General features: G+C 57.9%; 19 protein-coding genes and 1 rRNA gene. 12 read left to right on the top strand and 8 right to left on the bottom strand.

All coding sequences use genetic code 11. The features are described 5' to 3' along the window. The first annotated feature begins 5 nt into the window (after positions 1-5). Positions 6-121 (top strand): 5S ribosomal RNA (gene rrf / locus C9411_RS23885). 72 nt (positions 122-193) lie between these two features. Here rrf and mobB read toward each other — a convergent pair. Both mobB and mobA read right to left on the bottom strand, forming a co-directional pair. Further along, positions 194-712, bottom strand: coding sequence for a molybdopterin-guanine dinucleotide biosynthesis protein MobB (mobB, locus tag C9411_RS23880; protein WP_063991278.1), 519 nt, complete (start codon positions 710-712; stop codon positions 194-196). Next, a complete protein-coding gene (gene mobA, locus C9411_RS23875; RefSeq protein WP_063991279.1) occupies positions 709-1299 on the bottom strand; it encodes a molybdenum cofactor guanylyltransferase MobA in 591 nt (196 codons plus the stop codon). The genes mobB and mobA overlap by 4 nt, the downstream gene beginning before the upstream one ends. A 148-nt stretch (positions 1300-1447) precedes the next feature. On the opposite strand from mobA, the gene C9411_RS23870 reads away from it, so the two are divergent. From C9411_RS23870 to dsbA, 3 genes are all read left to right on the top strand, one after another. Then, positions 1448-1717: a YihD family protein gene (locus C9411_RS23870; RefSeq protein ID WP_004931268.1), complete on the top strand. Its 270-nt coding sequence runs from the start codon at positions 1448-1450 to the stop codon at positions 1715-1717. 98 nt (positions 1718-1815) lie between these two features. Continuing rightward, the gene (locus C9411_RS23865; RefSeq protein ID WP_107228052.1) at positions 1816-2802 is read left to right on the top strand and encodes a serine/threonine protein kinase; all 987 of its coding nucleotides are present in this window, start codon (positions 1816-1818) and stop codon (positions 2800-2802) included. Positions 2803-2831: 29 nt separating this feature from the next. Next, entirely contained in the window at positions 2832-3455 is a 624-nt protein-coding gene (gene dsbA, locus C9411_RS23860; protein WP_107228051.1) for a thiol:disulfide interchange protein DsbA, read from the top strand. A gap of 42 nt (positions 3456-3497) precedes the next feature. Here dsbA and C9411_RS23855 read toward each other — a convergent pair whose 3' ends face one another. Continuing rightward, positions 3498-4394, bottom strand: coding sequence for an acyltransferase (locus tag C9411_RS23855; protein ID WP_063991281.1), 897 nt, complete (start codon positions 4392-4394; stop codon positions 3498-3500). Between the two features lie 497 nt (positions 4395-4891). Here C9411_RS23855 and polA point away from each other — a divergent pair, with 497 nt between their 5' ends. Continuing rightward, on the top strand, positions 4892-7690 hold the full coding sequence (gene polA, locus C9411_RS23850; protein WP_107228050.1) for a DNA polymerase I: 2799 nt from the start codon (positions 4892-4894) through the stop codon (positions 7688-7690). A gap of 517 nt (positions 7691-8207) precedes the next feature. Here the strand turns inward: polA and yihA are convergent. Next, positions 8208-8852 carry a ribosome biogenesis GTP-binding protein YihA/YsxC gene (gene yihA / locus C9411_RS23845; protein WP_025304719.1) on the bottom strand — a complete coding sequence of 215 codons (645 nt, stop codon included), beginning with the start codon at positions 8850-8852 and terminating at the stop codon, positions 8208-8210. Between the two features lie 734 nt (positions 8853-9586). Between yihA and yihI the strand changes: the two genes are divergently transcribed. Beyond that, positions 9587-10126 carry a Der GTPase-activating protein YihI gene (yihI, locus tag C9411_RS23835; protein WP_072008264.1) on the top strand — a complete coding sequence of 180 codons (540 nt, stop codon included), beginning with the start codon at positions 9587-9589 and terminating at the stop codon, positions 10124-10126. Between the two features lie 182 nt (positions 10127-10308). Continuing rightward, complete coding sequence (gene hemN, locus C9411_RS23825; protein WP_063991284.1) at positions 10309-11682, top strand: oxygen-independent coproporphyrinogen III oxidase; 1374 nt, start codon at positions 10309-10311, stop codon at positions 11680-11682. Between the two features lie 35 nt (positions 11683-11717). On the opposite strand, the gene C9411_RS25655 is transcribed toward hemN, so the two are convergent. From C9411_RS25655 to glnA, 4 genes are all read right to left on the bottom strand, one after another. Next, positions 11718-11840 (bottom strand): YshB family small membrane protein, encoded by a 123-nt coding sequence (locus C9411_RS25655; protein ID WP_015379453.1) that lies wholly within the window; start codon positions 11838-11840, stop codon positions 11718-11720. 113 nt (positions 11841-11953) lie between these two features. Next, on the bottom strand, positions 11954-13366 hold the full coding sequence (gene glnG, locus C9411_RS23820) for a nitrogen regulation protein NR(I) (RefSeq protein WP_015379452.1): 1413 nt from the start codon (positions 13364-13366) through the stop codon (positions 11954-11956). Positions 13367-13374: 8 nt separating this feature from the next. After that, positions 13375-14424, bottom strand: a complete 1050-nt coding sequence (glnL, locus tag C9411_RS23815; protein WP_004931246.1) for a nitrogen regulation protein NR(II) — start codon at positions 14422-14424, stop codon at positions 13375-13377. Between the two features lie 193 nt (positions 14425-14617). Beyond that, entirely contained in the window at positions 14618-16027 is a 1410-nt protein-coding gene (gene glnA / locus C9411_RS23810; RefSeq protein WP_019452181.1) for a glutamate--ammonia ligase, read from the bottom strand. Between the two features lie 369 nt (positions 16028-16396). Between glnA and typA the strand changes: the two genes are divergently transcribed. From typA to fabY, 5 genes are all read left to right on the top strand, one after another. Then, the gene (gene typA, locus C9411_RS23800) at positions 16397-18220 is read left to right on the top strand and encodes a ribosome-dependent GTPase TypA (protein ID WP_004931243.1); all 1824 of its coding nucleotides are present in this window, start codon (positions 16397-16399) and stop codon (positions 18218-18220) included. Between the two features lie 166 nt (positions 18221-18386). Further along, on the top strand, positions 18387-18977 hold the full coding sequence (gene yihX, locus C9411_RS23795; protein WP_107228048.1) for a glucose-1-phosphatase: 591 nt from the start codon (positions 18387-18389) through the stop codon (positions 18975-18977). Positions 18978-19028: 51 nt separating this feature from the next. Next, positions 19029-19922: a virulence factor BrkB family protein gene (locus C9411_RS23790; RefSeq protein ID WP_049201866.1), complete on the top strand. Its 894-nt coding sequence runs from the start codon at positions 19029-19031 to the stop codon at positions 19920-19922. Further along, entirely contained in the window at positions 19919-20356 is a 438-nt protein-coding gene (gene dtd / locus C9411_RS23785; protein ID WP_025304712.1) for a D-aminoacyl-tRNA deacylase, read from the top strand. Before C9411_RS23790 ends, dtd begins: the two co-directional genes overlap by 4 nt. A gap of 21 nt (positions 20357-20377) precedes the next feature. Then, entirely contained in the window at positions 20378-21325 is a 948-nt protein-coding gene (gene fabY / locus C9411_RS23780) for a fatty acid biosynthesis protein FabY (protein WP_063991286.1), read from the top strand.

Raw genomic sequence — 21325 nt, 5'->3', positions numbered from 1 at the left:
ATTTGCCTGGCGGCAATAGCGCGGTGGTCCCACCTGACCCCATGCCGAACTCAGAAGTGAAACGCCGTAGCGCCGATGGTAGTGTGGGGTCTCCCCATGCGAGAGTAGGACACTGCCAGGCATCAAACCAAGCCGAAAGCCCTGAACTGACGTTCAGGGCTTTTTGCTATGCGTAAAACGCAAAAAAGCGCAGCTACGCTGCGCCTTTCAACCACTCGACAATAAAGTCGGCGATGCTTTCCGGTTGATTGAGATCCAACTGCTTAGCCGCGATGGATAGCGGCCGGTCGCTGGCTACCGCCACGACAAACTGATCCAGCATGTCTTCCAGCGGTCTGCCGATCTCGGCCCGATAAAGCAGGATCTTGCTGACCGGCTCATGTTTGAACCCTTCCACCAGGATCAAATCGACCTTATCGGCATCAAAACGTTCCGCCAGGTAGCGCAGGTCCAAAGGTTGTTGTTCCGGCGTTTCGGTCATCAATGCCCAACGGCGATCGCTGGCGACCAGCGTTTGGTCGGCACCCGCTTTGCGCAGCTCGTAGCTGTCTTTACCCGGCGTATCCACATCCATGTCATGATGGGTATGCTTTATCAGCCCAACCCGCACCTGGCGCTGTTTAAGCATCGGGATCAATAGCTTGAGCAGGGTAGTTTTTCCCGTACCGCTGTAAGCGCCGATGGCCAGTAAAGGGGGCAACGAACGATTCATTTCTTTAGCTCTCGTGCTTGCTGCCAGTTCCGGCAGTCTTCCGGCGTATTCAGGTTATGAAATGCCGCTTGTTGCCCGCTGAACACCACGCGTTGTGCGTTAATCTGATGCAAGAACAGCATCAGCTTGCGTTCACCGCGCGCCAGATAGCCGGTCAGCAGCGGCGCTATTTGGATATGCAATAACGCCAGCGTAGGGTGATCCCGTTCGCCATCGCTGGCAAAGGCCGCTGGCGCAGCGCCTTTTTGCCGCCAGAGTTGTGCGACTAAGTCGGCGGGGAAGTCGGGGACGTCACAAGGGACGAATGCCACCCACTCGCTGGGAGATTGCTTGAGCCCGGCGAGCATCCCGGCCAACGGCCCGGCGAAATCGGGCGTCAGATCGCCAATCACCGGCAAACCGCTCGCCTGGTAACGTGCCTGATTGCGATTGGCGCTGATGGCCACGGAGGCCACCTGCGGGCGTAACCGAGCCAGTACGTGTTGATAGAGTGCTATACCGCCAATCGACACCAGGCCTTTGTCTTCACCGCCCATGCGCGTGGCCCGTCCGCCGGCCAAAATGACGCCACTGATTTCTTTATGCATCTCGTTTATCTCGCCTTGTCGATGCGCTGATTGTAGCGCTAAAGTCGGCGCGACATCAGGATTTACCTTTATTGACAAGCCGGTTCTTTCACTGCGTGGGTAAGCCTGTTACTTTGTGAGTTTATTCATGCTATTGGACGATATTGAGATGAAAACGCATCGCGTAAACGAGTTGATCGAGCTGTTGCACCCGGCCTGGCAGGAAGATCCCGATCTCAATTTGATGCAGTTTTTGCAAAAGCTGGCGAAGGAAGCGGGCTTCCAGGGCGAGTTGTCCGAGCTGAGCGACGATATTCTTATTTACCACCTGAAAATGCGCGGCAGCGCCGGCACGGATCAGATCCCGGGCCTGAAGAAAGATTACGAAGAAGATTTTAAAACGGCGCTGTTGCGCGCTCGCGGCGTTATCAAGGACTGATCCTCGTGCAGTGCGAGAAAGCATAGCGCGTGAAATGCGCCATTAATGCTACTATTTCTCATTCCCGGCACCGTGCTGTCAGCGATCAAACGAACGTTATGAATAACTCTGCTTTTAATTTCGACACCCTGTCGCCCGATTTGATTATGGACGCGCTAGAAGGGATTGGCCTGCGCGTCGACTCCGGTCTGACGGTGCTGAACAGCTATGAGAACCGCGTCTATCAGTTTATGGACGAAGATCGCCAACGCTACGTGGTGAAGTTTTACCGCCCGGAGCGCTGGAGCGCCGCGCAGATAGGTGAGGAGCACCAGTTCGCTCTGGATCTGGCGAAGGCGGAGATCCCGGCGGTAGCACCGTTGGCGTTGCAAGGCGCTACGCTGCATACGCACGCTGGGTTCTTCTTTACCCTGTTCCCCAGCGTGGGCGGGCGGCAGTACGAGATAGACAACCTGGATCAGTTGGAATGGGTGGGCCGTTTCCTCGGGCGCATCCATCAGGTCGGCGGTGAGCGTTTGTTCGCCGAGCGGCCGACGATGGGGGTTGAAGAGTATCTCACCGCCCCGCGTCAGGCGCTGGCCGGTTGCGAGCTGTTGCCGGCAGCGCAGCGTGATGCGTTTCTGCAGGCGACGGATAACCTGATCGCGGCGATCAAGCCGCACTGGCATCTGAACTGGCAGCCGCGCCGTTTGCACGGTGATTGCCATCCGGGCAATATTCTGTGGCGCGACGGTCCGCTGTTTGTCGATCTTGATGACGCGCGTAATGGCCCGGCGGTGCAGGACTTGTGGATGCTGCTGCATGGCGAACGGCGCGATCAATTGATGCAGCTGGACGTCTTGCTGGAAGCGTACGGCGAATTTGCCGAGTTCGACCAACGCGAGCTGGCGTTGATCGAGCCGCTGCGGGCGATGCGCATGGTGTATTACCTGGCTTGGGTCGCCCGCCGTTGGCAGGATCCGGCCTTTCCTAAGAGTTTTCCGTGGATGGCGGAGTCTGATTTCTGGTTGTCTCAGACTGCGGCCTTCACCGAACAGGTTAAGCTGTTGCAGGAGCCTCCTCTGCAGCTGACGCCAATGTATTGAAGCTTTAACACAATGGAGAGTTTAGTCTTATGAAAAAAATATGGTTGGCGCTCGTTGGCATGGTGATGGCATTCAGTGCCTCGGCGGCACAGTTTAGCGATGGCGCTCAGTACGTGACTCTGGACAAGCCGGTGACCGGCGAGCCGCAGGTGCTGGAGTTCTTCTCCTTCTACTGCCCGCACTGCTACCAGTTCGAGCAGGTCTATCACGTGTCCGAGAACGTGAAGAAGGCGCTGCCTGCCGGCACCAAAATGACCAAGTACCATGTGGAGTTCCTGGGGCCGTTGGGCAAACAGCTGACTCAGGCATGGGCGGTAGCGATGGCGCTGGGCGTGGAAGAAAAAGTCAGCCCGCTGATGTTTGAAGCGGTGCAGAAAACCCAGACCGTGCAAACGCCGGACGATATCCGTAACGTCTTTGTGAAAGCGGGCGTGACCGCCGCAGATTATGACGCGGCCTGGAACAGCTTCGTGGTGAAATCTCTGGTGGTTCAACAGGAGAAAGCCGCTGAAGATCTGCAGCTGCGCGGCGTGCCGGCGGTATTCGTGAACGGCAAATACATGGTGAAAAACGATGGCCTGGATACCAGCTCGATGGACGCTTACGTGAAGCAGTTCGCCGACGTGGTTAAATTCCTCAGCCAGCAGAAATAAGCCAGACTCAACATGAAAAACGCCGGCATTGCCGGCGTTTTTTTATCCATATTGCCGCTTCAATTTATCCAGCAACCGATCTTTTTCCTGCCACAGCGTATTCAGCCACAGCTGGAATCGCCGTTTGAACTGCTTGTCGTTGAAGTAGTCCCCGTGCAGGGTTTCATCGATCGGCAGCGTTTCTATTCTCACCACGATACGCGTCAGCCGCCCGCACAGCATATCCATAAAGGGCCGTTGGTTATTTTCCGGATAGAGCAGGGTCACGTTCAGCACTTTGTCGAACTGATTGCCCAGCGCGCTGAGCGTAAACGCAATGCCGGCGGCTTTGGGTGCCAGCAAATTGCGATACGGCGAATTGCTTTTAATTTTCTTGGCTTCGGTGAAGCGTGAACCTTCGACGAAGTTGACGATGGTGGTTGGGCGCTGGCGGAATTTTTCGCAGGAACGGCGCGTGGTTTCGATATCCTTGCCGCGCTTCTCCGGATGCTTGAGCAAATAGGCGCGGGAGTAACGCTTCATGAATGGCATATCCAGCGCCCAGCAGGCCAGGCCGACAAAAGGCACCCAGGCGAGCTGTTGCTTGAGGAAATACTTATTCATTGGAATATGATTTCTGAACAGCACGCACAACACGACAATGTCCGACCAGCTTTCGTGATTACTGATTAGTAGATACCAGTTTTTGCGATCCAGCCCTTCCAGTCCTTCAATATCCCAACGCAATTGCCCGTTAATGCGCAATAACAGCGCCAGCCCCTGACACCAACACCACATCATGAAATCGGCGAAAGCCGAGATATATCGCCAGACGGCGGGAATGGGCACCAGGAGTTTCACGATGCCGGCCAGCGTGATGGGGATAGAACACAACACCGTCACCAGAATGGTGAGTATGATGGAAATGATAAAGATAACAGGCGTTAACAATCTTGGCATGGTTATGGGCTGACGGTTGTTGGGAACATCGTTGCATGCCGAAGCGCATGAACAAAAGCCTATTTTAACAGAGATCGTCGGGGTAAAGCGTCGCTAAAAATCACTGTTTTTCGCCTCGCCGGATAACCATTTGCCGAGTTTTTGTGCAACTTGTTCAGCTTGTGCTATGGTAATTGAGGCGCCGAATTTGATTAATAGTGCGATTAAAATCCGGCGAAAGTTATATCCACAAATTCAATAAAAGCCAGTAATAAAGCGTCGCCGGAATTCGTTCTTTTAACGCGGTGATTTAAATAGGAATTTTATTCGCCGTTATAACGATAATCACAACGTTATAATTCGGTCTCTTTTCTATGCACAAAGTTATCCACAGGTAAGATCTTGCGGATCCTCGCGCACAATCTCATCATTTTCGTCCGCAATGCACGCTAAGGTTCGTCTCCGGCGGCCAGCTATGGCATGCTTACCCCTATGTCCGATCACGATAAAGAAACGCTATGGCCCAGATTGCAGAAAACCCACTAATCCTGGTTGACGGTTCCTCCTACCTCTACCGCGCTTATCACGCCTTCCCGCCGCTGACCAACTCGGCGGGCGAGCCGACCGGCGCGATGTACGGCGTGCTGAATATGCTGCGCAGCCTGCTGCTGCAGTATCAACCGAGCCACGTTGCCGTGGTGTTTGATGCCAAAGGGAAGACCTTTCGCGATGATCTCTTCGCTGAATACAAGTCACACCGGCCACCGATGCCGGACGATCTGCGTGCGCAGATCGAGCCGCTGCACAGCATGGTCAAGGCGATGGGCCTGCCGCTGCTGGTGACGCCTGGCGTCGAGGCGGATGACGTCATCGGTACGCTGGCGCTGGAGGCCGAAAAGGCCGGCCACGCGGTGCTGATCAGCACCGGCGACAAAGACATGGCGCAGTTGGTGACGCCGAACGTCACCCTGATCAACACCATGAACAACACCATCCTCGGCCCGCAGGAAGTGTGCGACAAGTACGGTATTCCGCCGGAGCTGATCATCGACTTCCTGGCGCTGATGGGCGATTCATCGGACAACATTCCCGGCGTGCCGGGCGTGGGCGAGAAAACCGCCCAGGCGTTGCTGCAGGGCATCGGCGGGCTGGATGCGCTGTACGGCAATCTGGAGAGCATCGCCACGCTGAGCTTCCGCGGCGCCAAAACCATGGCGGCCAAGCTGGAGCAGAACAAAGAGGTCGCGTACCTCTCCTATAAGCTGGCGACGATCAAAACCGACGTCGAGCTGGATCTGACCTGCGCTGAGCTGACGGTGTCCGAGCCGGATGTCGATACGCTGCAACAGCTGTTCAAACAATACGAGTTCAAACGCTGGCTGGCGGACGTGGAAGCCGGCGTATGGCTGGAAAACAAGAAAGGCGCGGGTGCGAAAGCTGCCGGTGCCGCCAAACCGGCCGTCGCCGCAGAAGCGCCGAAAGCGCTGGCGGAGGCCAAGCTGTCTCAGGACGGGTATGTCACCATTCTGGATGAAGCGACCTTTACCGACTGGCTGGCGCGGCTGAAAAAGGCCGACGTGTTTGCCTTCGATACTGAAACCGACGGTCTGGATACGCTGACCGCCAATCTGATCGGCCTGTCCTTCGCGATCGCACCGGGCGAAGCGGCTTATTTGCCGGTAGCGCACGATTATCTGGATGCCCCGGTACAGCTGGATCGCGCCTACGTGCTGGAAGCGCTCAAGCCGCTGCTGGAGGACGATAACGCACTGAAGGTCGGGCAAAATCTGAAGTTCGACATGAGCCTGCTGGCGCGCTACGGCATTGAGATGCGCGGCATCGCCTACGACACCATGCTGGAGTCCTATGTACTGGACAGCGTCGGCGGCCGTCATGATATGGACAGCCTGGCCGATCGTTATCTGGGCCACAAAACCATCACCTTCGAAGAGATCGCCGGCAAGGGCAAGAACCAGCTGACGTTCAACCAGATCGCGCTGGAGCAGGCGGCGCCTTACGCCGCCGAAGACGCGGATGTCACGCTGCAGCTGCATCTGGCGATGTGGCCGCAGCTGAAACAGAGCGCGGAGCTGCTGACGGTGTTCAACGAGATTGAAATGCCGCTGTTGCCGGTGCTGTCGCATATCGAGCGCACGGGGGTGCTGATCGATCCGGCCATTTTGTCGGCCCACTCCCAGGAGCTGGCCAAGCGTCTGGCGGAACTGGAGGCGCAGGCCCACGAGCTGGCGGAAGAGCCATTCAACCTGGCGTCGACCAAGCAGCTGCAGGCGATCCTGTACGAAAAACAAAAGCTGCCGGTGCTGAAGAAAACCCCAGGCGGAGCGCCTTCTACCAATGAAGAGGTGCTGGCTGAGTTGGCGCTCGACTACCCGCTGCCGAAGGTGATTCTGGAATATCGCGGCCTGGCGAAGCTGAAGACCACCTATACCGACAAGCTGCCGCTGATGATCAATCCGGTCAGCGGCCGGGTGCATACCTCGTACCATCAGGCGGTGACCGCCACCGGCCGTCTCTCCTCGAGCGATCCGAACCTGCAGAACATCCCGGTGCGCAACGATGAAGGGCGACGCATTCGCCAGGCCTTTATCGCGCCGGAGGGCTACCGCATCGTCGCGGCCGACTACTCCCAGATCGAGCTGCGCATCATGGCGCATCTGTCACAGGATGAAGGGCTGCTGAAGGCCTTCGCCGAAGGGAAAGACATTCACCGCGCCACGGCGTCGGAAGTCTTCGGCGTGCCGTTGGATAAAGTGACCGGCGAGCAGCGCCGCAGCGCCAAGGCGATTAACTTTGGCCTGATTTACGGCATGAGCGCCTTCGGCCTGGCGCGCCAGCTGGGGATCCCGCGAGGGGAAGCTCAGCGCTATATGGATCTGTACTTCGAGCGTTACCCGGGCGTGCTGGATTACATGGAGCGCACCCGCCAGCAGGCCGCCGAACAGGGCTATGTCAGCACGCTGGACGGTCGCCGTCTGTACCTGCCGGACGTCCGCTCCAGCAACGGCATGCGCCGCAAGGCGGCCGAGCGCGCCGCCATCAACGCCCCGATGCAGGGCACGGCGGCCGATATCATCAAGCGTGCGATGATCGAGGTCGACGCCTGGCTGCAAGGGCAGGAGAAGCCGTTGGTGCGCGCAATCATGCAGGTGCACGATGAATTGGTGTTTGAGGTGCACGAGTCGGTGATCGAAGAAGCCAGCCAACGTATCCGCCAATTGATGGAAGGAAGCATGGCTCTGGCGGTGCCGCTGAAGGTTGACGTGGGCGTCGGCATGAACTGGGATGAGGCGCACTGATCGCCGGGTTATCGCCGGATGCGCTAACTGGCGATAACCTAAGCACTTTTCGTAATTAAGCTACAAGATGCGGCGATAGTTTCCCCAACTTCGCCGTTCTTGCGCCGCAAATTGTGTAAGTAAACTACAAAAAATTCTTTTGCCCTGCGAAAAAATGATGTAGAGTTACAGGCGTAGGGTACAGAGGTAAGATGTTCTATCTTTCAGACCTTTTACTTCACGTAATCGGATTTGGCTGAATATTTAGCCGCCCCAGTCAGTATTGACTGGGGCGTTTTTTATTGTAAAAACAGCGATAAACCATACGTTTTTCCTATCACTCCGCACCGCTTTTCGTTCCTGCTTCCACTCTCTCGACTCGCGTAATCCGGCGAGATAAGCCAGCCCTGGCGATAAGTTTTTATGATGGTTTTATTTCAGAACTGTAATTAGATAACAAAAAATTCCGCCTGTGGCTGAACTGCGGGCATAAAAAAGCCGATGCGGTGAGGCATCGGCTCTGGCGTTCGGCCTGAGCTTATTCGCCGGTTTCATCTTCCGGCAGCACTTCCGGCGGGATCTCGTTAAACCAGGTATCCAGCTTCTGGCGCAGCTTGTCGACGCCGATCTTCTTCAGCGACGAGAAGGCTTCAACCTGGATATCCCCCATAAACGGCAGCACCGCTTCACGCACCATATTGAGCTGCGCCTTGCGTGCGCCGGAGGCCAGCTTGTCGGCCTTGGTCAGCAGTACCAGCACCGGCGTGCCGACGTCGACCGCCCACTGGATCATCTGCTGGTCGAGATCTTTCAGCGGATGGCGGATATCCATCAGCACCACCAGGCCTTTCAGGCTGTTGCGCATCTGCAGGTATTCGCCCAACGCGCGCTGCCATTTGCGCTTCATCTCTTCCGGCACTTCGGCGTAGCCGTAACCCGGCAGGTCGACCAGGCGGATGCCGTCTTCCACTTCGAACAGGTTGATCAGCTGGGTGCGCCCCGGCGTCTTACTGGTGCGCGCCAGGCTTTTTTGGTTGGTCAGCGTATTCAGCGCGCTGGATTTCCCGGCGTTGGAACGGCCGGCAAAGGCGACTTCAATTCCTGCATCCCCCGGCAGATGGCGAATATCGGGTGCGCTGGTGACGAAATGGGTCACATGATAGTTGTAGTTCTTGCTGGTCAAAGTTTTTCGTCTCCGTGAGGATGGCTAACTGGTTGGCGATTATAACTGCATCAGCGGTAAAAATGGCGTGTTTCTCGGTTTTTAAGCGGCGGGACGCGATAAAACGACAGTTATGCCGCGCGTACGTTGTGAGACATTTGCCATTCGAATCGCGGGTAATGTCGCTTTATTCGAAAGTGATATTTCTGTTTTTGTTTTAAAAACAAAATGTTATTTTTTCGTTGTAGGGAAATGTCGCCCAAATCGACGTCAGGTGCCTTGAGCCTTCGCAACAATAACGTAAAGTAGTCGTTAACGCAGGGTTGCGCAGGATTAGGGAACATCCGGGAAGGATGACAAATCTCAAGGAACGCACAGGGCGTGCAATGAGTGCCAGGATGAACGCAAAAGGAAGTGACCCTTTCGCACCGGAATAGGCGGCAGGCACATCGGATGGTGAAGTATCGGCAATTTGGATGCCCGCAGGAAGCTCGCTCGGGAAGAGCGGATGCGAATGGATTGCGCCATGGACGATTTTTCTTTCAGGATGAAGGACGTAGTGGCAGGGAATGCGGTTATAGCAGAGGGAAAAACCGGGATGTTGCATGTACGCAAGGAGTGCGTAACAGGAATACCCTTCGCAAGAAGGTGCGAAATAGGCGGCAGGTTTAACCTGCCGCCTTTTTTCTTTGCCCGCTTTCTGCTAGATTCCGCCGCAATTCTATACTGAATCTACATACCTAAGAGCACACGCTATGAACCAGCCATCAAAAGCACCTCGCGGCAGCGCGGCGAAGTCAAAAACGAAAAAGAAAAGCCGTATGGAGCTCGATCAGGAAGCGCGTGAGCGCAAACGCCTGAAAAAGCGCCGTGGCCTCGCTTCCGGTTCGCGCACCCAGGTCGAGTCCGGCAGCCAGAAGAACAAATCGGCGGCAGAAGCCAAAGATCCCCGTATCGGCAGTAAAGTGCCGGTTGCGCTGGTGGTCGACGAAACCAAAGTGAAGGCCAAACCGCAGCCGAAGCCGAAGGCCGAAGCGAAACCGCGCCTGTCGCCGGAAGAAGAGTTGGCGAAGCTGGAAAATGACGAACGTCTGAACGCGCTGCTGGATCGCATCGACGACGGTGAAACGCTGAACGCGGAAGAGCAGACTTATGTCGACAAAACGTTGGATCGCATCGATGTGCTGATGGACGTGTTGGGCATCGAACTGGGTGAAGACGACGACGAAGAAGAAGAGAAGCAGGAAGATATTCTGAAGCTGCTGAAAGGCGGCAACCCGAAAGACGCCTTTTAACGCGCCATGTGGCTAATTCCGGCAATAGCCCTACTCTTGATGTGTTATCTGCTGTGGTTATTCGGTAAACTATGGCGGCTGTCTAAGCGCAAAGCGCGTTTTCGCAGCGCTTCCGTGGCCAGACAGCGCAGACAACCGCCTCTCTCCAGGCCCGGTAGAAAAAGATATCGGAAGGAGTGAGCATGTCAGAGCAGACGATTGTCTGGGATTTAGCCCTGATCCAAAAATATAACTACTCAGGGCCGCGTTATACTTCATACCCCACGGCGCTGGAGTTTAACCAGCGCTACGACGAAGCGGCGTTTCAACGCGCCGCTGCGCGCTACCCTGAGCGGCCGCTGTCGCTGTACGTGCATATCCCTTTCTGCCATAAGCTGTGCTACTTCTGCGGCTGCAACAAGCTGGTGACGCGCCAGACCCACAAGGCCGACGAATACCTGAACGTTTTGGCGCAAGAGATCGCCAGCCGTGCGCCGCTGTTCGCCGGCCGCAAGGTCGGCCAGATGCACTGGGGTGGCGGTACGCCAACCTACCTGGACAAAGCGCAAATCAGTCGGCTGGTGGCATTGCTGCGCGAACACTTTGATTTCCTGTCCGATGCGGAGATGTCGATCGAGGTCGATCCGCGCGAGATAGAGCTGGATGTGCTCGATCATTTACGCGCCGAAGGCTTTAACCGTCTGAGCATGGGGGTGCAGGATTTCAATAAGCAGGTGCAGCAGTTGGTCAACCGTGAGCAGGACGAAGCCTTTATCTTCGCCCTGATCGAGCGGGCCAAAGCGCTGGGCTTCCGCTCGACCAATATCGATCTGATCTACGGCCTGCCGAAACAGACGCCGGAAAGCTTCGCTTTCACGCTACAGCGGGTGGCTGAACTGAATCCCGATCGCCTCAGCGTGTTCAACTACGCGCATATGCCGAACTTGTTCGCCGCCCAGCGCAAAATCAAAGACGCCGATCTGCCGGGCGCGCAGCAGAAGCTGGATATCCTGCAGCAGAGCATCGCTTTCCTGACCGGCGCCGGCTATCAGTTCATCGGCATGGATCACTTTGCGCGCCCGGACGACGAGCTGGCAATCGCCCAACGCGAAGGTAAGCTGCATCGAAACTTCCAGGGCTATACCACCCAGGGCGACAGCGATCTGCTGGGGCTGGGCGTGTCGGCCATCAGCATGCTTGGCGACAGCTATGCGCAGAACCAGAAAGAGCTGAAGCGTTACTATGACAGCGTACAGGCGCAGGGTAATGCGCTGTGGCGTGGGCTGGCGCTGACGGATGACGATTGTCTGCGGCGCGATCTGATCAAAACCCTGATCTGCAACTTCCGGTTGGCGTATCAGCCGCTCGAACGGCAATACGGCATCGATTTCACCGCCTACTTCGCCGAAGACCTGCAGCTGCTAGCGCCGTTTGAACGCGATGGGCTGGTGGAGCGCGACGAGCAGGGCATTCGCGTCACGCCGCGCGGGCGCTTGCTGATCCGCAATATCTGCATGTGTTTCGACCGCTATCTGCGGCAACAGGCGCGCAGCCAGCAATTCTCACGGGTGATCTGAGGATGAAAAAACAGCCGCATCAGCGGCTGTTTTTTTTAACTGAAGAAGTTAATCAGCGCGGCGCACAACACCGCGGCAACCGCCGCCTGCGGGGTGTGGCTGGCGGCGGAGCCCAGCTCCGCGCCCTGAGAAATGAATACGATGAATGAGTCCAGCATCGTCAACCTCCAGAGTGTGCGACACGATCATACTGCGCCCGCACCGGCTGTAAAGCCTGCGGTTGGCGTTTTTTTGTGCGCCGGACTGCGTTTTTCATCATCCATCCCCGTTCCTATTCCATGCCCAGCTCTTTAAGCTTGCGGGTCAGGGTATTTCGCCCCCAGCCCAGCAGGCGCGCGGCTTCCTGTTTGTGCCCTTGGGTGTGGCGCAGCGCGGTGGTGAGCAGCGTGCGCTCCATTTCCGGCTGTGCTTCCGACAGCAGGTTTTGATGACCGGAACGCAGCGCGCGATCGGCCCACTGCGCCAGCAGCGTGGCCCAGCTGTCCGGCAAACTGTGGCTGGGGCTTTCCGGCGCGGCGGTTTCGAACAGTTCACCCGGCAGATCCTGAATCAGCACTTCCTGCCCGGCGGCCATCACCGTCAGCCAGCGGCAGGTGTTCTCCAACTGGCGCACGTTGCCCGGCCAGGGCAGGCGGGTCAGCGCGGTTTCGGTTTCCGGGTGCAGGTTCTTGGCCTCAACGCCTAACTCTTTGGCGGCGATCTGCAGGAAGTGGCGCGCCAGCCGCGGGATGTCTTCACGGCGCTCGCGCAGCGGCGGCAGGTGTACGCGGATCACGTTCAAGCGGTGGAACAGATCCTCGCGGAATTTGCCTTCCTGCACCCGCAGCTCCAGGTTCTGGTGCGTGGCGGCGATGATGCGCACGTCGACCTTCACCGGCGCATAGCCGCCGACCCGGTAGAACTGGCCATCCGCCAGCACCCGCAGCAGGCGCGTTTGCACGTCGAGCGGCATATCGCCGATCTCGTCGAGGAACAGCGTGCCGCCGTCGGCCTGTTCAAAGCGGCCCTGACGAATTTGATTCGCGCCGGTGAAGGCGCCTTTCTCGTGGCCGAACAGCTCGGACTCGATCAGATCTTTGGGGATGGCGGCCATGTTCAGGGCGATGAACGGCGACTTGGCGCGCGGGCTGTGGCGGTGCAGCGCATGCGCCACCAGCTCCTTGCCGGTGCCGGATTCGCCGTTGATCAACACGCTGATCGACGAACGCGAGAGCCGACCGATGATGCGAAACACGTCCTGCATCGCCGGCGCTTCGCCTATGATGTCCGCCGCCGGATCGCTGGCCGGCTGGCTGCGCACCGGCTGCTGCTGTTCCTGATAATGGCTGATGGCGCGCTCGACCAGCGCCACCGCTTCGTCGATGTCGAACGGCTTCGGCAGGTAGTCGAAGGCCCCTTGCTGATAGGCGCTGACGGCGGCGTCCAAATCCGAATGCGCGGTCATGATGATCACCGGCAGCATTGGGTGGCGCTGTTTGATCTGCTTGAGCAGCGCCAGGCCGTCTATACCCGGCATGCGGATATCGGACAGCAGCACGTCGGGGGTTTGCGTGGCCAAGGCTTCCAGCACGTCATTGCCGCCTTCGAAGGTGGCGCAGCTCAGGCCCGCGCCGGTGAGCGCGCGCTCAAGCACCCAGCGGATGGAGCTATCGTCATCGACGATCCAGACTATCCCTCGTTGCATAGCAAACCTCACTGACGAATGGGCAGGTAGACCGAGAATTCGGTATGACCTGGCCAACTGTTGAATTCAATTTTTCCGCAATGCTGATCGATAAGATTGCGGGCGATGGATAATCCCAGGCCGGTACCGCCCTCACGGCCGCTGACCATCGGGTAGAACAGCGTGTCCTGCAGCTGCGCCGGCACGCCGGGGCCGTCGTCTTCGACGTCGATGCGCGCCGCCAGGCGGTAGCGGGTGCCGTGCAACGTAATCTGAAACGCGGTGCGGGTGCGCAGCGTGATGGTGCCGCCCGCCTCGCCCAGCGCCTGCAGCGCATTGCGGGTGATGTTCAGCAGCACCTGTTCAATCTGATCCGGGTCGTGGGCCATTTCCGGCAGGCTCGGATCGTAGTCGCGCACCAGCGTGACGTTATCCGGCATTTCCAGCGACACCAGCTGGCAGACGCGCTCCGCGACCTGATGAATGCTCTGGGTAATGTGCTGACCGGGCCGCTGCGGGCCGAGCAGGCGATCCACCAGATTGCGCAGCCGATCGGCCTGCTCGATGATCACCTTGGTGTATTCGGTCAGCGCCGGATCGGGCAGCGCCTTGGCCAACAGCTGCGCCGCGCCGCGCAGGCCGCCCAGCGGATTTTTAATCTCGTGCGCCAAACCGCGTACCAGATCGCGGGCCGCCACCTGTTGAGCATGCTGCAGCTGTTCCTGGCTCAGGCGGCGCTGATTGTCCATCGGCGCCAGCTCGACCAGGATATAGCCTTCCGGCAGCGCCTGAGCGGTCAGAGAAAGGATGTGCGCGCGTCCGTCGACCACCAGGGTCACTTCGTTGTCGGTGAAGCCCTGACCGGCGCGCAGGCTTTCGCGCATCAAAGAGACGTTCAGCGAAAAATAACCGAGCAAATCGGGCAGCGGCGTGCCGAACAGCTTGCGGGAGCTTTGCGCCAGCAGTTGCTGTGCCGCCGGGTTGGCGTAGTGAACCGCCAGTGAGTCATCCAACAGCAGGATGCTGTTGATGAGTGAATTGAGGATCTGCCCAGCATCGGGCAGCTTGCCAGTTGCCATACAGCAGACTCCTGCACCTTTTTAGTGCATCTATCCTACTCCATCCGGGATCGGCGCGGTATGGAATAGTTTTGCAGAAAATACGGTGGAGAAAAAAACCCATCCGAAGATGGGCTGAAAGTTTCCACGGCAACAAAAAAGCGATAACAAAAATGTGGGCGCCGTCCGCCTGTGCAGACGGCGCGGGTAGGGCTTAGACGCTGTAGTACAGTTCGAACTCAACCGGGTGTGGCGTCATGCGAACGCGGTCCATCTCTTCTTTGCGCAGTTCGATGTAGGCATCGATCGCATCGTCGGTGAACACGCCGCCACGGGTCAGGAACTCGCGGTCTTCGTTCAGTGCGGCCATTGCCTCGTCCAGCGAGCCGGCCACTTTTGGGATCTCGGCTTCTTCTTCCGGCGGCAGGTCGTACAGGTTTTTGTCCATGGCGTCGCCAGGGTGGATCTTGTTGATGATGCCGTCCAGGCCGGCCATCAGCAGCGCGGCGAAGCACAGGTATGGGTTAGCCGCCGGATCCGGGAAGCGGGCTTCGATGCGGCGCGCTTTCGGGCTGGAGACCACCGGGATGCGGATGGACGCAGAGCGGTTACGGGCGGAGTAAGCCAGCATCACCGGCGCTTCGTAGCCTGGCACCAGACGCTTGTACGAGTTGGTGGTCGGGTTGGCCAGCGCATTGATCGCCTTGGCGTGCTTGATGATGCCGCCGATGTAGAACAGCGCGGTTTCAGACAGGCCGCCGTATTTGTCGCCGGCGAACAGGTTGGTGCCGTTCTTGGACAGCGACATGTGGCAGTGCATGCCGGAACCGTTGTCGCCGAACATGGGCTTCGGCATGAAGGTCGCGGTTTTGCCGAAGGCGTGCGCCACGTTGTGCACCACGTATTTGTAGATCTGAATTTCGTCGGCTTTCTTAGTCATGGTGTTGAAGCGGGTTGCCACTTCGTTCTGACCGGCGGTCGCCACTTCGTGGTGGTGCGCTTCAACCACCAGGCCCATCTCTTCCATGGTCAGACACATGGTGGAACGCAGATCCTGCGAAGAGTCGACCGGTGGAACCGGGAAGTAACCGCCTTTCACCGCCGGACGGTGGCCTTTGTTGCCGCCGTCGTATTTTGTGCCGGAGTTCCAGGCGCCTTCGATGTCGTCGATGGCCACGTGGGAACCGCGGATGCTGCTACCGAAGCGGATGTCGTCGAACAGGAAGAACTCAGGCTCTGGCCCGAACAGCACGGTATCCGCGATGCCGGAGGAGCGCAGGAAGTCTTCGGCGCGTTTGGAGATGGAGCGCGGGTCGCGATCGTAGCCTTGCATGGTGCCCGGTTCGAGAATGTCGCAGCGAATGATCAGCGTTGGTTCTTCGAAGAACGGATCCAGAACCGCCGTGCTGGCGTCCGGCATCAGCACCATGTCAGATTCGTTGATGCCCTTCCAACCACCGATAGAGGAGCCGTCAAACATTTTACCTTCTTCGAAGAAGTCGGCGTTTACCTGGTGAGCCGGGATAGTCACGTGCTGTTCCTTACCCTTGGTGTCAGTGAAACGCAGGTCTACGAATTTCACTTCATGCTCATTCAGCATCGTCAAAACGTGTTCAGCGGACATACTTAACTCTCCCGGTTTATCATTGTCGTCGTCGTGGAACGAATCTGTGGAACTGGCTTTTTTCGCCTTGAAAAGACTAAAGCGAAAAGCGTGCCAACTTTTTAAAAAGGCGTTCATCACCTTTCTGCGCGGGTTTTACCCAGCCACAGTATGCACCACCAACGACAAATTGCACTGTTATGGTGCAATAAGGGTGAGCGTGGGCACTGAAATGGTGCAAAAGTGCAACGATTGCGGCTTTTTGCACCGTGAAAGGGATCACAAACTGACCGGTACGCGGTTGTTTATAAGAGATGGTTGTGATCTTGTTTAGTCCCTCGCTTAATACGTGTACAATAGCGCGCTATTTCTAATGCCCGAGGCAAAGCTGTGATCGAAAATTTGCGTAACATCGCCATTATTGCCCACGTTGACCATGGTAAAACCACCCTGGTTGATAAGCTGCTGCAACAATCCGGTACTTTCGGAGAGCGTGCGGAAGCGACCGAACGCGTAATGGACTCCAACGATTTGGAGAAAGAGCGTGGGATTACCATCCTCGCAAAAAACACCGCCATTAATTGGAACGGTTACCGTATCAACATCGTGGATACCCCAGGACACGCCGACTTCGGCGGTGAGGTAGAGCGCGTGATGTCGATGGTTGACTCGGTGCTGCTGGTTGTGGATGCAATGGATGGCCCTATGCCGCAAACCCGCTTCGTGACCAAGAAGGCCTTCGCCAACGGTCTGAAGCCGATCGTGGTCATCAACAAGGTTGACCGTCCTGGCGCGCGCCCTGACTGGGTTGTGGATCAGGTGTTCGACCTGTTCGTGAATCTCGACGCGACCGACGAGCAGCTCGACTTCCCGATCATCTACGCTTCTGCGCTGAACGGCATCGCCGGCGTCGACCACACCGACATGGCGGAAGACATGACCCCGCTGTATCAGGCGATCGTCGACCACGTGTCTGCGCCGCAGGTTGAGCTGGAAGCGCCATTCCAGATGCAGATCTCCCAGTTGGACTACAACAACTACCTGGGCGTTATCGGCATCGGCCGCATCAAGCGCGGTAAAGTGAAGCCGAACCAGCAGGTCACCATCATCGACAGCGAAGGTAAAACTCGCAACGGTAAAGTGGGCAAAGTGCTGGGTCACCTGGGTCTGGAGCGTATCGACAGCACCCTGGCGGAAGCGGGCGACATCATCGCCATCACCGGCCTGGGCGAACTGAACATCTCCGACACCATCTGCGACACCAACGCCGTAGAAGCGCTGCCGGCGCTGTCCGTCGACGAACCGACCGTAACCATGTTCTTCAACGTCAACACCTCGCCGTTCTGCGGTAAAGAAGGCAAGTACGTGACGTCGCGTCAGATCCTTGATCGTCTGAACAAAGAGCTGGTGCACAACGTAGCGCTGCGCGTTGAAGAAACCGACGATGCGGACGCCTTCCGCGTCTCCGGTCGTGGCGAACTGCACCTGTCGGTGCTGATCGAAAACATGCGTCGCGAAGGTTTCGAGCTGGCGGTATCCCGTCCGAAAGTTATCTTCCGTGAAATCGATGGCCGCAAGCAGGAGCCATTCGAGAACGTGACGCTGGATATCGAAGAGCAGCATCAGGGTTCCGTGATGCAGGCGATGGGTGAGCGTAAAGCCGACCTGAAAAACATGGATCCGGACGGTAAGGGCCGCGTGCGTCTCGACTACGTGATCCCAAGCCGCGGTCTGATCGGCTTCCGTAACGAATTCATGACCATGACTTCGGGTACCGGCCTGCTGTACTCCACCTTCAGCCACTACGACGACGTGCGTCCGGGCGAAGTGGGCCAGCGTCAGAACGGCGTGCTGATCTCCAACGGCCAGGGCAAAGCGGTAGCGTTCGCGCTGTTCGGCCTGCAGGATCGCGGCAAGCTGTTCCTGGGCCACGGCGCAGAAGTGTATGAAGGCCAGATCATCGGTATTCACTCACGCTCTAACGACCTGACCGTAAACTGCCTGACCGGTAAGAAGCTGACCAACATGCGTGCTTCCGGTACTGACGAAGCGACTACCCTGGTTCCGGCCATCAAAATGACCCTGGAGCAAGCTCTGGAGTTCATCGATGACGACGAACTGGTAGAAGTGACGCCAACCTCGATCCGTATCCGTAAGCGTCACCTGACGGAAAACGATCGTAAGCGTGCCAGCCGCGGTCCTAAAGACGCTTAATCGCTGATTGAGTGTCTCATGCTTAGGGCGCGGTTCTCGCGCCCTGAGTTTTTTCCTCTGTTGTTCCCCGTTTGTGCGGCGCGCTATGCGCTTTTCCGTTCGCTCCCTGTTCAGCTGTTCCTTTTCCCGCTACAGTGAAATCTCACCGGCCCATCAGGAGAGGACTATGCTGTATATCTTTGATTTAGGTAATGTGATCGTCGATATCGATTTCAAGCGTGTGCTGGGCGTGTGGAGCAATTTGAGCGGCACGCCGTTGGCGGTGCTGTCCGATCGTTTCGCCATGGGTGAGGTGTTCCAGCAACATGAACGCGGTGAAATCAGCGACGAAGACTTCGCCGGCAAGCTGTGCGATGAAATGGGCATCGCGCTCAGCTTCGAGCAATTCGCCACCGGCTGGCAGGCGGTATTCGTCGCGCTTCGCCCGGAGGTGATCGACATCATGCAGCGCCTGCGCAACGAGGGTCACCGGGTGGTGGTACTGTCGAACACCAACCGTCTGCACTGCAACTACTGGCCGCAGCACTATCCTGAAGTGGCCGCCGCCGCCGATCATCTCTATCTGTCGCAAGATCTCGGCATGCGCAAGCCGGAAGCCAACATTTATCAGCATGTGCTGGCTGCGGAAAACACCACCGCCGCCGACGCGGTGTTCTTCGACGATCACCCGGCGAATGTCCTCGCCGCGCAGGCGTTGGGGATCAAGACGGTGCATGTCACCGATCGCGACGTGGTGCCGGCCTATTTTGCTCAATGAGTGCGGAGCGCGTTAAGCTTAAGGCGTATCAACTGACATCAAGGAGTGACCATGTCGTTTTTCCGCCGCAAGAAGCTGCCCTCTGCGATTAAGCCCGGCGTCACCTTCGGACGGTTGCTGTACCAGCGTATCGATCACGATGGCCTGACGATGTTGGCGGGCCATCTCGCCTATGTTTCCCTGCTGTCGCTGGTCCCGCTGGTCACCGTGGTGTTCGCGCTGTTCGCCGCTTTCCCGATGTTTTCCGACATCAGCGAACAGCTGAAGAGCTTCATCTTTTCCAATTTCGTGCCGGCCGCCGGCAACGTCATACAGAACTACCTGGAACAGTTCGTCGCCAACTCCAACAAGATGACCGCCGTCGGCACCTGCGGGCTGATCGTCACCGCGTTGCTGTTGATCTCCTCGGTGGACAGCGTGCTGAACACCATTTGGCGCAGCAAGAACAAGCGGCCGATCGTCTTTTCCTTCGCCGTGTACTGGATGGTGCTGACGCTGGGGCCACTGCTGGTGGGCGCCAGCATGGCCATCAGCTCCTACCTGCTGTCGCTCAACTGGTTGGCGCAGACCGGCGTCAACGGTTTGGTGGATCAGGTGCTGCGTATCTTCCCGCTGATTTTGTCGTGCATCTCCTTCTGGCTGCTGTATTGCATCGTGCCGACGGTGCGGGTGCCGCCGAAGGATGCGCTGATTGGCGCGGTGGTGGCCGGATTGCTGTTCGAGCTGGGCAAGAAGGGATTTGCGCTGTACGTCACCATGTTCCCCTCCTATCAGCTGATTTACGGCGTGCTGGCGGTGATCCCGATTTTATTCCTGTGGGTCTACTGGAGCTGGTGTATCGTGTTACTCGGCGCGGAAATCACCGTGACCATCGGCGAATACCGCGACTACCGCCGGCAGAAGGCGGAGCAACAGGAACAAAAACCAGAAGGGCAGCAGGAATGATTGCGTTGATTCAACGGGTGTTAAACGCCAGCGTCACGGTGGGTGGCGAGACGGTAGGCAAGATTGGCCCCGGTTTGTTAGTGTTATTGGGCGTAGAGCAGGGCGATAACGAGCAAAAAGCGCAGCGCCTGTGCGAACGCGTGTTGGGATACCGCATTTTCGGCGACGAGAACGACAAGATGAATCTCAACGTCCAGCAGGCCGGGGGCAGCGTGCTGGTCGTTTCGCAGTTCACCCTGGCGGCGGACACCCAAAAGGGCATGCGGCCCAGCTTCTCGCGCGGCGCTGCGCCGCAGGAAGCCGATCGGTTGTATCAATATTTTGTTGGCCAGTGCCGCGAACGCGGCGTAGAGACCCAGACCGGCGAATTCGCCGCCGACATGCAGGTGGCGCTGGTCAACGATGGTCCGGTGACATTCTGGCTACAGGTCTAAGCATTCGGAGAACAGGCGTCTATGTATCACCTACGAGTACCCGTAACAGAGCAAGAACTGAAGGAGTATTACCAGTTTCGCTGGGAAATGCTGCGCAAGCCGCTGCACCAGCCGGTGGGTTCGGAAAAGGATGCCTATGACGCCATGGCCCATCACCAAATGGTGGTGGACGAGGCCGGTAAAATCGTCGCCATCGGGCGGCTGTACATTAATGCCGACAACGAGGCGGCGATCCGTTTTCTGGCGGTAGACCCGACGCTGCAGGATAAAGGGCTGGGGACGCTGGTGGCGATGACGTTGGAGTCCGTTGCGCGGCAGGAAGGTGTAAAGCGGGTGGTGTGTAGCGCCCGTGAGGACGCGGTGGATTTCTTCGCCAAGCTGGGGTTCGTCAATCAGGGGGAGATCACTGCGCCGCAGACCACCCCGATCCGCCACTTTTTGATGATCAAACCGGTAGCGACGCTGGACGATATCCTGCATCGCCCCGACTGGTGCGGCCAATTGCAGCAGGCCTGGTATGAACATATCCCGCTGAGCGAAAAGATGGGCGTGCGCATCAGCCAATACACCGGCCAGCGCTTTGTCACCACCATGCCGGAAATCGGCAACCAGAATCCGCACCACACGCTGTTCGCCGGCAGCCTGTTCTCGCTGGCGACGCTGACCGCCTGGGGGCTGATTTGGCTGCTGCTGCGCGAGCGCCATCTCGGCGGCACCATCATTCTGGCGGACGCGCACATTCGCTACAGCAAACCGATCACCGGCAGGCCGCGAGCGGTGGCGGATCTCGGCTCGCTGAGCGGCGATTTGGCGCGTCTGGCACGTGGCCGCCGCGCGCGCGTGCAGGCCGAAGTGCATCTGTTCGGCGACGAGGATAAGGGAGCGGTGTTCGAAGGCACCTACATGGTGTTGCCGGCCGAACCGGATGTGCCGCTGGATCAGGGCGGCTCTGAAGCGCTGGAAGAGTAA

The organism is Serratia sp. Nf2, assembly GCF_003028435.1.
GTDB classification, from domain to species: Bacteria; Pseudomonadota; Gammaproteobacteria; order Enterobacterales; family Enterobacteriaceae; genus Serratia; species Serratia marcescens_L.
Note: the sequence above shows the minus strand (reverse complement) of the source record. Positions and strands in the feature narration are given on the sequence as shown.